We start from the raw sequence: 13,012 nt of genomic DNA, 5'->3' as shown, positions 1-13,012 counted from the left end.
CGCACCCACTTCCGACGTGCCCGACGTACTCAACGCCCGGTACCCGTGAAGTGCTTGCGGACAGGCAGGACAAGACCGGACAACGGCCGGACAGTCGCGGTACGCACAGGCGTCGTCGCTGTTCAGCGTAGGCACCTGCGGCCACGCTGGGTGACGTGATTCCACAACTTCCTGCATGCGTTCTCCAGCTGTCCGCCACGTCGCGCGGCGCGCCTCGGCCGGCTGCTCGCCGTCGAGCAACTCCGTTCATGGGGAGTCCGTTTCGGCAAAGCCGAGCAAGTGCTCGCCGAACTGATCGCGAACGCCGTCACGCACGGTCGCGTGCCCGGCAGGGACTTTCGGCTCGGCCTGTCGGTCGACGGCGCTGGCACCCTCCGTATCGAGGTGACCGACACCCGAGCGGACCGGCTGCCTGACCCTCAGGCGGGCGGGAAGGGCCTGGCGGTCGTCGCGGAACTGGCCGACCGGTGGGGAGTGGAGCTCGGTCCCGCACCGTGGAAGACGGTGTGGGTGGAACTCGATGCCGGCAGCCGGTGATGGCGCGCCGGCGCGTCCGCCCGCCGGCCTTCGCTGTCACCGACCGGGTCGGTCACCGCCTACCGCGCGGACGACAGGTACATCCGTCCGCAGCGCGCGGGGTCCCCCAGGACGTTCGCCAGGAACAGGCCCAGGTCGAAGTCCTCCGGCTCTGCGAAAGCCGTCATGTCGTCCTCGGCCAACTCAGTTGATGGGCGCGGGTAGTCGAGGTGACGGGTGCCCACGGTGAGCCTGTTGAAGATCTCGCCCCGTTCGTGGCGCACCTCAAGGCCTTCGACGACGGCGATGTCCTCGTCCCCCAGAAGCAGTCGCAGTGCTCCCTCGGCCCGGTAGAGGACTGCCAGGATGTCACCGAGCCGACCGAAGGTGCCGGCGATCCCACTGTTGTCGAGCGGCCCGGTGCGGCCGCTCACCGGTCCGAGCGCCGCGGTGCCGGGGTCGAACCGGGCCTGTTCGCCGAAGTTCTCGAATGACACGACCGTGATCACCATTCGTCCTTCCGTGAGGCCATGGCTCGTAGTTTCGCGCCCTACGCGCGGAGGCGGGCGCGGGTGCGCATCAGGATGCGGCCGAGCATGTTCTTCCCCGTGCCCGTCCTGCCGCGGCCCCAGTAGTGGTCGGACGTCGTGTCCTCGACGATCTCCTCGTCCCCCGTCGACAGCAAGATCTCGCGGATGTCGGCGTGCGTACGGAACTTGGCGTCCACGGCGCGGCGCATCACGTCGTCCTTCACCCGCTCCCAGTCCCGGCGCAGCGGCTTGGACCGGTCACGGCCCAGTTCCGCCGCCCGCAGCGGTGTGGACGCCCGGCGGATCAGCTGGGCATTGCGCGTGCCGATGAACTTCTGCGCCTGGAAGTAGTGCTCGGTCGTCGGCCACCAGTGGCCGTCGAGCTCCACACCGTGCGCGGAGAAGTTGGAGAAGCAGCCGTAGGGCACCTCGTCGGCGCCGTAGAAGTAGATCGTCATCCCAGCCCTCGCGGCGGTCACAGGACTGGCACGCTGCCAGCCCTCGCCCCGCCCCTGCAACCGGTTTGCCTGCTCAAGCGGTCGGCGACCGTACCGCGGTGACCGCGATGCGGCTGGCACGCGCCGCGGTGCGTGGGGTCGCCTACCCCTTCTGAAGAAACGGGGAAAACAACCAACCAACCCACCACGTCACCACCCCGGGCGTCCGTCGCTCACGCGGGTGAACTATGCCAACTGAACTGGAAATACAGACCCGTTACGGGCATATGCTCGCCGCGACGACAACCCCAGACACAAGTCAGCCCCCGCCGGGACGGCCATCCCGACGAGGGCCTGACCACGAGGAAGAAAACGGCTTCCCGATGGCTTCCCAGCACCCTAGCGCGAGCAGGCGCGCGCAGCCGCGCATTCCGGCCGGGTCCCCCCGACCCGGTGTCATCCACGTCAACGTTCCCCACAAGACCCACTTCGTCGTGGTCGGCAACCACCTCGCCCGGCACCGCGAACTGTCACTGGCGGCACGCGGGCTGGCCGTCTACGTCCAGTCGCTGCCGGAAGGAACGCCGATCAGCATCGAAGCGCTGAGCCGGCCGCGGAGGCCGAGCCGGGCTAGAAGGCTGCCGCCAGCCGGACCAGCCCCTCCGCGATCTCCGCCGGCGTGTGGGTGGTGAACGACAGGCGGAGGGTTCGGGGGTCCGGCTCGCCCGTGTGGAAGGGGGCGCCGGGGACGAAGGCCACGTCCCTGGCGACGGCCGACTTCAGCAGGGCCGTGGCGTCGTGGCCCTCCGGGAGGCGGGCCCAAACGAACATGCCGCCCTCCGGGCGGTTCCAGGACGAGCCTTCCGGGAGGGCCTCCCCCAGGCCGGCCAGGAGCGCGTCGCGGCGGGTGCGGTAAGCCGCACGGACGGTGGCTATGTGCGCGTCCAGGTCCGACGCGGCCAGGTAGCGGGCCGCCGCCAGCTGGTCCACCGTCGAGGTGTGCAGGTCGGCCGCCTGCTTGGCGACCACCGCCGCCCGGCGGAGGGCTGCGGGGGCCCGGAGCCAGCCCAGGCGCAGCCCCGGCGCCATGATCTTCGAGAAGCTCCCCAGCAGGACCGTGCGGTCCTCCGCGCCCGGGTGGGCGGCCAGCCACGGCAGGTCGGCGCCCTCGAAGCGGAGGTCGCCGTACGGGTCGTCCTCCACGAGCCACAGCCCGAGGCGGCCGGCCGCTTCGGCCACCGCCGCCCGGCGGGCGGCCGGCAGGGTGCGGCCCGTGGGGTTCTGGAAGTTCGGGATGCAGTAGAGGAGTTTGGGGTGGTGCTGCTCGATCAGCTCCTCCAAGGCGTCCGGGAGGATTCCCTCCTCGTCGCAGGGGACGGGTATGACCCGGGCTCCGGCCAGGCTGAAGCCCTGGAGTGCCGCGAGGTAGGTCGGGTTCTCGACGAGGACCGTGTCGCCCGGTTCGACGAGCGTGGCGGTGATCAGGGAGAGGGCCTGCTGTGAGCCCGTGGTGATCAGGACGTCGTCCGCACCCGTGGCGAGGCCGCGGGCCGTCGCGCGTGCCGCAACGGCGGCCCGGAGTTCCGGTGCACCCTCGGTGGTGGAGTACTGGAGCGCACGGGTCGGTGATGCCGCGAATGCGGCGTCGTACGCGGCACGCAGGCCCTTGGTGTCGAAGAGTTCCGGGGCGGGCAGACCGCCCGCGAAGGAGATCACCCCGGGGCGGGCGGTGAGGGCGAGGATGTCGCGGATGGGCGAGCCGCCGACGGAGGTCGCACGTGCAGCGAAGGGAGGCAGGGGGGTGGGTTCCGGCCCCGTGGGCGGTTGGGGGCAGCGGGTGGGGAGGAGGGGCATGGCGGGCTCCTTCGGTGGCTGGATACCGCCGCACCCTAACCGCAAAGGTGCATTCGACATCTACCTTTCCGACATGCGAAGCGTGCGCAGGCACTCGTCATTTGACAGCACGTCAGGTATCTCCCTGGCATGCCGAATACCGAGCGAGGTTCCGACGCCAACACCAACACCAACACCAACACCAACACCAACACCAACACCAACACCAACACTTACGCCGCGCTTGCCGCCGTGGGCCCGTACGGGGTCCGGCCCGGCCATGCGCTGATCACCATGGTCGAACCGCACCCGGGCCACGAGTACGCGTACAACCGCTGGTACGAGGACGACCACTACTACGCCGGTGCCATGGCCATGCCCTGGATGTACGCCGGCCGCCGCTGGGTGGCCACGCGGGACCTCCAGGAGCTGCGCTACCCGGAGAAGTCGGCCGTCGCCCAACCGGTCACCGCCGGGTGCTACCTGTCGACGTACTGGGTGACGGAGGGCCGCTACGACGAGCACATGAAGTGGACCGTCGGAATCAACAAGCGGCTGAACCGCGACGCCCGCGTCTACCGGGACCGGACGCACGTCTTCACGGCCTTCCAGGACCACGAGGCCACCGTCTACCGGGACGGTGCTGCCGGCCCGCGGGACTTCCACGCCCTCGACCACCCGTACGCCGGTCTCGTCCTCCAAGTCGTCGACGCCGACGGGCCGGACGGCCGGGCGGAGCTGCTGGAGTGGCTGCGGTCGCGGGCCCTGCCCCGGCGGCTGGCGGGATCGCCGGCCGCGATGGTGACGGTCTTCCGGCCGACGCCGCTGCCCGGTGACCGGATGACGTACGTCAAGCAGGTCGAGGGGGTCGACACCCGGCTGACGCTGCTGTGGTTCCTGGAGGCCGACCCGCGTACCTGTTGGGACGGGTTCCGGGGGCTCGACGCCGAGGTCGCGGACGCGGGGACCGGGCGGGTGGAGCTGGTGGCGCCGTTCATTCCGACGGTGCCCGGCACCGATCGCTACGTCGACCAGCTGCGGTAGGTGCCGCCCTGAGCAGCGCAGCGCAGAGCGGCGCAGAGCGGCGGCCCGTTTCCCGGACACGACCGAGCCCCCTCGGCCGGGACGGCGGGCCAGTCGAGAGGGCTTCAGGCGATCCCGCACACGGGAGTACGGGTGTGCGGGCGATATGGGTGCTGTGGCCGAGGGCCGAGGGCCGAGGGGCAGTCAGGCGAGGCGGCCCAGTCGGCCCTCGGTGACGCCGGCCACGAACGAGGTCCAGGATTCGGGGGCGAAGGCGAGGGACGGGCCGTCCTGCACCTTGGAGTCGCGGACCGCGATGGTCTCCACGACGGGGGACTTGACCTCGACGCAAGCGCCGTTTCCGCCGGAGTAGGAGGACTTGGTCCAGTGGTCCGTGGCGCCCTGACGAATAGCCATGCTTCTCTCCGATGCAGCAGGAAGTGCCGGTGGGTGGGGGTGATTGCCGGCCATCCGGTTTCTCCCCGGGCCGACGTGATCGACGCTACCGGCACCTTCCGACGGGCGATGAGGCGATTCACCCGACCGGGTGGCATATTCCATTCAGGACTTCTGTGGCTGGGGAGTGACGGTGTACCGTAACCGCCCCTCCTCGCCACCTGCCCGGTTTGCTCCCCTTTTACTTCGTGTTGCCTGCATATTCGGCGATGATGTCCGAGATGAACTGCCGCGTCTGGTCCACATTGAGGGCCTGCGCGCGCAGGTGCTCGTACATCACGCTGTACTTCTGCACGTCATTGGCCTTCTCCAAGTACAAATCGCTCGTCACGCCCTCGATGTAGACGACCGTGGAGTCGGTGGCGTCCGGGAATTCCAGGATCGCGTACTGGCCGTTCATGCCCGGGTGGGCGCCCATCGAGAACGGCATCACCTGCACCGTGATGTACGGCTGCTCCGACTGCTCTATCAAGTATTCGAGCTGGTCGACCATCAACTGGGCATCACCCACGTGCCGGCGCAGCGCTGCCTCGTCGATGACCGCCCACAGTCGCAGCGGCCCGACCTCCGGGTTGTTGTTGTCCGTCTCCGACAACCGCTTCTGCCGGTGCATCCGCACCTGGACCCGCTTCTCCACGTCCGCCGGGCCGGTCTCGGGCGCCGCGCCGCGGATGAGGGCGTGCGCGTACTCCGGGGTCTGGAGCAGGCCCGGCACCATCTGGGGCTCGTACGTGCGCAGGCTGGAGGCGTCGGTCTCCAGACCGATGTACACGCTGTACGGGATGTCGCCGAAGGCGTGCCACCAGCCCTGCTGGCGGGAATCCTTGGCCATCTGCATGAGGGACTCGACGAGTCTGCGGTCCTCGACCTCGTACACGTCGCACAGGTCGCGGACATCGCGCTGGCTGATGGACCGGCGGCCGTTCTCCAGCCTGCTGATCTTCGACTGGGAAACGAGCAGGCGCTCGGCCACCTGCTCGGCCGTCATGCCCTTGTCCTCGCGGAGCTTGCGCAACTCCATGCCCAGTCGGCGGCGTCGGACGGTGGGATTGACATTGGACGCCACGTGAACGGCACCTCCGCCTTCTTTGATTGCGTCTCTCAGCGTGTCTACTGGTGAGCAGACTGCCACCGAAAGGCGGGGCGGCGCCGGTAAACGGCACGGAAATACAGGTGCGCGGGGCGACGGGGCCGGCGGACCGGCCTCGCCACCCCGCGTTCTGGACGGCGTTGCGGTGGAACTGTGGGACCTGTGGTGGATCTGCGGATCTACTGTGCATGCATGGTGCTGGTGGTGCCGTCGTGCTGGCGGTTCCGGCGGTGCCGTGGTGCTGGCGGTGCCGTGGTGCTGGTGGTGCCGTGACGCCGGTGGTGGAACGGAACGGCTGTCAGTGCGCGGCGGCGCGTGCCATCGCCCCGGTGCGTCGTGCCTGCATCGGAACGCCGTTCGCCGTGGCCCGGGCCGCCGGCGGAGCTGCCGATGCGCGCTCCCGGCGCGGCTGTGCGGCCGCGCCGTTCTGGACGTCCATGACGGCGTGCGCCACGAGACCGCCCATGGGGTCGTGCCGGATCAGGTCCCGCAGCCGGGACCTCGACGACCGCCCCTCGTTGCCGGGGTACAGGTGCTTGCCGAGTCCGACCGCGTGGGCCAGCGCGGCGAGCGCCGCGGTCCGCGGGTCCGGCGGAACACCGGTGCGGATCGCACTGTCGAGCCGGGCACGGATCTCCCGGCTGATCGCCGTGTCCGTCGCCTGGTAGCGAGTCGTCGGCAGCACACCGCACATCTGGCCCGCGACGGCATGGACCATGCCGCAGCGCTCCAAGTGCGCGAGGTACACCTGGCGGAGCCCCAGCCGGGGTCCGCCGATCCAGTGGACGGCCCGAACCGGGCTGCCGCGCCTGCGCAGCAGTTCCAGTGCGGAGTCCAGAGTCGGATCTCCTGTCGGCCGTGGCATCACCACGGCGATACGATCCCCGTCAGGGGCTATCCGTCCTGCCAGAGCCAGCTCCACTAGCTGTGCCCCGGCCAGGCCGAGGTCGAGCGACTGCGGCTGCGCCGTGGTACCCGTGGCCGGGTCCAAGGCGAGCAGCAGAAGCTCCTCCGGAATTGTTCTGCGGCTCCTGCCCATCCATGCCTCCCCGCGTGGATGAGTGACAGGGTGACGCCTCTCACATTCATCTGTCGAGAGCGCCTGGTCGCTTTGTGGGGGAACCAGCGCTATGTCGTTCTCGTCTAGCACGGGGGCGATGCCCCCGACGCGGGACACTGTTAGACATTCGGACAGCCGGGCACGCGGCGGCGATCGAGGAGGAACTGGTGGCGGGCGAGTCCCCCGACAAGTCGGTTGATGAAGGAACGCCGGGGGTGGCGAGGTCCTCCGCAGAACGTGACCCGAGGCTGTCGGTGTTCCGTCCGCGGGAACCCGAATCCGGCAAGGGGGACGCCGACGCTGCGGGCGACGGTTCCACCACTCGTGCGGGCGATTCCGGCAGCGCGGTACGGGACTCGGGGTCGCGGGATTCCGAGGACCGGGCCGCGGCCGACGAAGCCAAGCCCTCCGGCCGCGTTGACTCCGATGCCGATGCCGATGCCGATGCCGATGCGGATGCCGACGCGGCTCCCGACAGCGAGCGCACGGCGGTGTTCCGCGCCCCCGTAGTGGACGCGGACGTGGATTCCGCTTCCGCTCAGGGCAAGGACGGGGGCGACGACGCCGCCGGCGACACCGAGGCCGACGCCGCGGCTCCGGACGCCGTGGCCGGCGAGTCTGCTGAGGGGGAGACGGAGTCCCGTTCCGGCTCCGCCCCGGACGCGGCCTGGGTAAAGGCTGCCGCCACGGACGAGGACGAGGAAGCCGGCAAGGACGCCGGCAAGGACGCCGGCCGGGTGCCCGGGTCCCGCTCCGGTTCGGCCCAGGCTGCCGACACCGACGATGACCGCGGGGCGGAGTCCCGTTCCGGCTCCGCCTCGGGCAAGGGCTCGGCCAAGGCCGCGGCCGCCGACGACGACGCCGACGACGACGACGCCGACACCGACGCCGATGCGGATGGCGACCGGGCTTCGGACTCCCGTTCCGGTTCCGCTTCGGCTCGGGACGACGCCGACACCGACACCGACGACGCCGAAACCGACGCCGACGACGAGGCGCCGGCACGGCCGGAGACGGAGGACTACGACAGCGAGCTCACCGTCGAGCGCACCGCCGTTTTCCGTGTCGTGAAGCCGGCCGCCGGGGCGGACGCCGGCACGGGGGATGCGGGCAAGGCGGACGCCGGCACCGCGGACGCCGAGAAGGCCGGTTCCGCCAAGGGGGACGCGGGCAAGGCGTCTGCCGGATCTGCGGGCCGGGCTCCGGCGTGGGCCAAGACCGGTGCTGCCGCCTCCGGCAAGCCGTCGACGGAGGAAGCGGACGAGCCGGGTGCGGCGGACGACAGTGAGCGCACCGCCGTCTTCCGTGCCGTGAAGCCGGGCTCCGGCTCCGGCTCCGGCTCCGGTTCCGGTTCGGCTCCCGGCAAGTCCGGTGACGGGGGGCCGACCAAGCCGTCCGCTGCCGCGGGTGACTCCGACAGCGAGCGCACCGCGGTCTTCCGAGCGCCCAGGCCCGGCTCCGGTTCGGGCCCGGCGGCTCCCGCCAAGCCGGCGGCCGAGGACTCCGAAAGCGAGCGAACCACGGTCTTCCGTGCCGTGAAGCCGCAGGCCGGCGGCCCCGCTGCCGGTACGCCCGGCTCCGGCCCCGCCGCCGGCGCGCCTGCCGCCTCCCGGCCCGCGCCGCCGAAGTCGGCCGGCGGGGGGAAGCCGAGCACGTTCGTGCCGCTGCGCGCGGATGACAAGCCCGGGCAGGGGTCCGTACCGGCGCCGAAGCCCGCCGGGGCCGCTGCCGCGCCGTCAGCGCCGGCTCAGCCCCGTACCGCAACCCCGCCCCGTACCGCCACCCCGCCCCGGACGCCGGCGTCGGCTCCGGCCGGGGCCGCGGCCCCCGCCGCGGTTCCCGAGCGGACCGAGCGGACCACGCAGCAGCCGCTGCCGCCGCGGCCGCCGCTCGACCTGCTCGCGGAGCTCACGAACAACCCCCCTCCGCCGCCGAGCCCGATGCGGACGTTCCTCCGTCGGCTCAAGATCTACACGCCGATCGCCGTCCTGCTCCTGGTCGTCCTGGCCGTCGTGCAGCTGGTGCGCCCGCTGCCCGGGGCGCAGCTCAAGATGACCGCGAAGAACGAGTTCACCTTCGAGGGCGGCGCCCCGGCCCTGCCCTGGCCCAAGGAGGGCCAGGCGTACATGGCGGCGTCCGGCCTCGGCACCGTCGGCACCTTCGGTGAGCAGAAGCCCATCGCCATCGGCAGTGTCGCCAAGACCATGACGGCGTACGTGATCTTGAAGAACCACCCCCTGAAGAAGGGGGAAAAGGGTCCGATGATCGACGTGGACAAGACCGCCGTGGAGGACGGCAAGAAGGACTCCGAGGGCGAGTCGACGGTCAACACGCTGAAGGAGGGCGACAAGCTCTCCGAGTACGACGCCCTCGCCGCGATCATGATCCCGTCGGCGAACAACGTGGCTCGGCTGCTCGCCCGCTGGGACACCGGCGGCGACCAGGAGGCGTTCGTCAAGAAGATGAACGACACCGCCAAGGAACTCGGCATGACCAACACGACGTACACGGACCCCTCGGGTCTGGACGCGACCACGGTCAGCACCGCCGAGGACCAGGTCAAGCTGGGCCTGAAGGTCGTCGAGATGCCGGAGCTCGTCGCCATCACCAAGCTGCCGAGCTGGACGGACCCGTCCGGCAAGCCGTGGCGCAACTGGAACGACCTCATTCCGGGCAACGGCGCGCTCGGCATCAAGACCGGCTCCACCACCAAGGCGGGCGGCAACCTGCTGTTCGCCGCGGAGAAGAAGGTCGGCAAGACGAACCAGCTGATCGTCGGCGCGGTCCTCGGCCAGCACGGCGTGCCGATCCTCGGCACCGCCATCAACGCCAGCAAGCAGATCATGCTGGCCACGCAGAAGTCGCTGACCAGCGTGGCCGTGGTGAAGAAGGGCGATGTCGTCGGGTACGTCGACGACGGGCTCGGCGGCCGCACCCCGGTCGTGGCCACGGCGGACGTGGAGGCGGTCGGCTGGCCGTCTCTGACCGTCAAGGTCAAGCTGAGCGGCGGGGACGGCAAGCTCCCGCAGACCGCGACGGCGGGCACCGAGGTCGGCGTCCTGACCGTCGGCGAGGGGGCCAGCCAGGTGAAGGTGCCGGTGGCGCTGAAGAGCGACCTGGCCGCACCGGGCATCGGCAGCAGACTGACCCGTATCGGCTGATCACCGCCGAACCCGGTAACCCCGTGAACCGGCGCCCCGGGCAACCCCGGGGCGCCGGTGCGCGTCTAGGACCCGGAACCGGACCCTGAGCCGGACCGGACCCTGAACCGGACCGGACCCTGAACCGGACCGGAACCGGAACCGCTAGGGGACGGAATGAACGAATGCACGGGACCGACCGGGACACGTGTCCGGCCCTGGTGCCGGGGAGTGGGGCAGACCAGTGACCACCGCTGAGCAGCAGGGCCGGAGCGGGCCGTCGGCCGTCGGCGAGCCCGCAGCCGCTGCCGTCGCGCCCGTCGCGGCCGGCGTGCCCGTCGGTCCCGTGGCCCTCGTCGGGCCCGGGGGCCCCCTCAGCTGGGCCCGGCGGCATCCGGTGGCCGTCGCCACCGTCCTCGCCGCCGTCCTGCACGTCGTCTGGTTCTACGCCTTCGCCAACAGCGGCGGCGACCTCGCCGCCCAGGACGCCTGGGCCGAGTTCGTGGGCCGCCATCCGGATTCGGCGTACAACCTCGCCTGGTACGGGGGCATGCACCCCGTCTCGTACAGCGTGGTCTCGCCGTACGTGATGTACATGCTCGGTGTCCGGACCACGATGATGATCGCCGGGACGGTCTCGGCCGGGCTGCTCGCACTGGTCCTGACCCGCTGCCGCGGCGCCGTGCGCGAGCCGCTGTGGCCGGCCCTGGCCGGGGTGTACGGGCTGTTCTGCAACGCGCTCTCCGGCCGGGTCACCTTCGGGCTCGGTGCGATGTTCGCGCTCGGTGCCGTCGCCGCCGTGTTCTGCTGGCCCCGCAAGTGGGCCCGGCGGCGCTGGGCCAAGGCGGCCGTGGCGGCCCCGCTCGCCGGGCTGGCGACCGCCGCCAGCCCCGTCGCCGGCCTGTTCCTCGGGGTGGTCGCGGCCGCGCTGTTCCTGAGCCGGCGGCGGCCGGGGGCGTACGCCCTGGGACTGGCCCCGGTGGCGGTGGTCGGGCTATCGGCCTGGCTGTTCCCGTTCTCGGGGACGCAGCCGATGAAGCTGGGCTCGGCCGTGCCGCCGTTCCTCAGCGCGCTGGCGATCCTGCTCCTCGTACCGGAGCGGTGGAAGACGGTCCGGCTCGCCTCGGGGGTCTACCTGCTCGGCGTGTTCCTGACCTGGGTGATCGACTCGCAGGTCGGGTCGAACGTCACCCGCATGGTGATGTTGTTCGGCGGCGCCGTGCTGCTGGCGGCGCTGCCGTACTCGGCACGGCGCTCGCGACGCTGGTACGCGGTGGTCGCCGCGTTCACTGGGGTCACGGTGTGGATCACCACCAACAGCATCACCGACATCGTCCGCACCACCCCGGTGGCCGCCTGGAACCGGGAGCTGGCCCCCCTGGTCGACCAGCTGCGCAAGGCGGGCGCCGAGCGCGGCCGGGTCGAGGTGGTCCCTGCCAGCAGCCACCGCGAATCCTCGGCCTTCCCCGCGTACGTGAACCTCGCACGCGGCTGGAACCGGCAGGCCGACCTGGAGCGGAACCCGCTCTTCTACGACGACACCCTCACCGCCGAGAGCTATCGGGCCTGGCTGGAGCGCTGGGCCGTGCACTACGTGGTGCTGCCCGCCGACAAACCCGACTCGGGCGGCGAGGCGGAGGCGAAGCTGGTGCGCCAGGGGCTCCCGTACCTCCGGCTGGTGTGGGGCGACCCCAACTGGCAGCTGTTCGAGGTCGCCCGGCCGACCGACCTGGTGTCGGGGCCGGCCGCGGTGGTCCGGGCCGGGGCCGACCAGCTGGTCGTGGACGTGAAGGCGCCCGGCCGGGTGCTGGTGCGGATCCCGCACTCGCCGTGGCTGGGCCTGGTGGATCCCGCGGGCAAGCCGGTGCTGCCGCCGCAGGAGACGTCCGCGTCGCGGGCGCGCAGCGGCAGGAGCGGGGGCGCGGGTGCGGGTGCCGGCGCGCAGCCGAAGGAGTACGCGAACACCGCCGGGTGCCTGTTCAAGGCGGAACCGGACGCGGACGGCGACGTGTGGACGGAGCTGCTGGCCCCGGCGCCCGGGGAATACCGGGTGGCGGCCAAGTACCAGCTGCCGCGGGGGACGCCTTGCCCGGAGGAGCTGCTGCAGACGGTGCTGGGGCCGGCGGAGCGGCCGGCGCCGGCACGCCCGTGACCGAGGACGCAGCCCGGGGCGGGCGGTCGGACCGGGCAGTCGGGCGGGGCGGGCGGGGCGGTCGGACCGGGCGGGCGGGATCGGGCCAGGTCGGGCCGGATGCCGATCGCCCCAGATGCATCTCCTGGCATATGTGCCTACCATCCCAATAATCTGTAATAGACCGATTGGACGCTTCCCGAGGGAGTTGACGACGGGATGAGCAACGAGCGCCAGAAGCGGATTCTCGAGACGCCGGAGCCGGGACGGGCACCGCGTCCGGCGGGGCACGGGTTCGACGGGCCGGTGCCGAGCAAGGTGAAGGGCGGTCTCCACACGAAGGCCAGCCTCAAGCGGGCCGGCACTCCCCAGGGTGACCGCATCGGCGAACGCAGCAAAGGCCTGAGCTGACCCGTCGCGATCCGCCGCGACCAGCCCTCCCGGCTCGTGACCGGGAGGGTTTTCGTATGCCCGGGTGGTACGGGCCCCTACGGCCGGGGGTGCGCACGGCCGGCGAACGGCCGATTGCGGACCGTGATGTTCGCTGCCCTGTGCCCCGTCGGCCCGTTGGCGGTTTGTCATACGTTAGTCACAACCCCCTTGCGTCAGTGCGCAGATGAGGCCTGAATTGATAGAAGTTGGCAGGGTGACGGTGAAATTGACGGCCTGAACTGTTCGATGTGCGGACGGGGGAGATGCGGGCGATGAAGTTCGACATGGGGGCTACGGTCCTGACGACCCTGATGTCCAAGTCGCGGACGTCGAGTACGGATCTGGGGACGCTGATCCGGTTGCT

At 71.1% G+C, this 13,012-nt stretch carries 11 protein-coding genes; 5 read left to right on the top strand and 6 right to left on the bottom strand.

What is annotated here, in order from left to right; genetic code table 11:
- The first annotated feature begins 279 nt into the window (after nucleotides 1-279).
- Nucleotides 280-537, top strand: a complete 258-nt coding sequence (locus ACFV7Q_RS27400) for an ATP-binding protein (RefSeq protein ID WP_385432217.1) — start codon at nucleotides 280-282, stop codon at nucleotides 535-537.
- A 59-nt stretch (nucleotides 538-596) separates the two neighbouring features.
- On the opposite strand, the gene ACFV7Q_RS27395 is transcribed toward ACFV7Q_RS27400, so the two are convergent.
- The 3 genes from ACFV7Q_RS27395 to ACFV7Q_RS27385 all read right to left on the bottom strand — a co-directional run bounded on the left by ACFV7Q_RS27395 (nucleotide 597) and on the right by ACFV7Q_RS27385 (nucleotide 3,337).
- Complete coding sequence (locus tag ACFV7Q_RS27395; RefSeq protein ID WP_385432215.1) at nucleotides 597-1,028, bottom strand: hypothetical protein; 432 nt, start codon at nucleotides 1,026-1,028, stop codon at nucleotides 597-599.
- A gap of 38 nt (nucleotides 1,029-1,066) precedes the next feature.
- Entirely contained in the window at nucleotides 1,067-1,504 is a 438-nt protein-coding gene (locus tag ACFV7Q_RS27390) for an NADAR family protein (RefSeq protein WP_385432214.1), read from the bottom strand.
- A gap of 609 nt (nucleotides 1,505-2,113) precedes the next feature.
- Complete coding sequence (locus tag ACFV7Q_RS27385; RefSeq protein WP_385432212.1) at nucleotides 2,114-3,337, bottom strand: PLP-dependent aminotransferase family protein; 1,224 nt, start codon at nucleotides 3,335-3,337, stop codon at nucleotides 2,114-2,116.
- 129 nt (nucleotides 3,338-3,466) lie between these two features.
- On the opposite strand from ACFV7Q_RS27385, the gene ACFV7Q_RS27380 reads away from it, so the two are divergent.
- Nucleotides 3,467-4,360, top strand: a complete 894-nt coding sequence (locus tag ACFV7Q_RS27380; protein WP_385432210.1) for a hypothetical protein — start codon at nucleotides 3,467-3,469, stop codon at nucleotides 4,358-4,360.
- A gap of 183 nt (nucleotides 4,361-4,543) precedes the next feature.
- Here ACFV7Q_RS27380 and ACFV7Q_RS27375 read toward each other — a convergent pair whose 3' ends face one another.
- The 3 genes from ACFV7Q_RS27375 to ACFV7Q_RS27365 form a co-directional block, all read right to left on the bottom strand.
- Nucleotides 4,544-4,756, bottom strand: coding sequence for a DUF397 domain-containing protein (locus tag ACFV7Q_RS27375; protein ID WP_385432209.1), 213 nt, complete (start codon nucleotides 4,754-4,756; stop codon nucleotides 4,544-4,546).
- A 220-nt stretch (nucleotides 4,757-4,976) separates the two neighbouring features.
- Nucleotides 4,977-5,861, bottom strand: a complete 885-nt coding sequence (locus ACFV7Q_RS27370) for a helix-turn-helix domain-containing protein (RefSeq protein ID WP_385432207.1) — start codon at nucleotides 5,859-5,861, stop codon at nucleotides 4,977-4,979.
- Nucleotides 5,862-6,183: 322 nt separating this feature from the next.
- Complete coding sequence (locus ACFV7Q_RS27365) at nucleotides 6,184-6,924, bottom strand: GPP34 family phosphoprotein (protein ID WP_385432205.1); 741 nt, start codon at nucleotides 6,922-6,924, stop codon at nucleotides 6,184-6,186.
- A 236-nt stretch (nucleotides 6,925-7,160) separates the two neighbouring features.
- Here ACFV7Q_RS27365 and ACFV7Q_RS27360 point away from each other — a divergent pair, with 236 nt between their 5' ends.
- The 3 genes from ACFV7Q_RS27360 (at nucleotide 7,161) to ACFV7Q_RS27350 (ending at nucleotide 12,627) form a co-directional block, all read left to right on the top strand.
- On the top strand, nucleotides 7,161-10,106 hold the full coding sequence (locus ACFV7Q_RS27360) for a hypothetical protein (protein WP_385432203.1): 2,946 nt from the start codon (nucleotides 7,161-7,163) through the stop codon (nucleotides 10,104-10,106).
- 223 nt (nucleotides 10,107-10,329) lie between these two features.
- Nucleotides 10,330-12,237 carry an MFS transporter gene (locus tag ACFV7Q_RS27355; protein WP_385432202.1) on the top strand — a complete coding sequence of 636 codons (1,908 nt, stop codon included), beginning with the start codon at nucleotides 10,330-10,332 and terminating at the stop codon, nucleotides 12,235-12,237.
- 198 nt (nucleotides 12,238-12,435) lie between these two features.
- Complete coding sequence (locus tag ACFV7Q_RS27350; protein ID WP_385432200.1) at nucleotides 12,436-12,627, top strand: hypothetical protein; 192 nt, start codon at nucleotides 12,436-12,438, stop codon at nucleotides 12,625-12,627.
- Nucleotides 12,628-13,012 lie beyond the last annotated feature (385 nt).

It is taken from the genome of Streptomyces sp. NPDC059851 (assembly GCF_042732005.1).
Lineage (GTDB): Bacteria > Actinomycetota > Actinomycetes > Streptomycetales > Streptomycetaceae > Streptomyces.
Note: the sequence above shows the minus strand (reverse complement) of the source record. Positions and strands in the feature narration are given on the sequence as shown.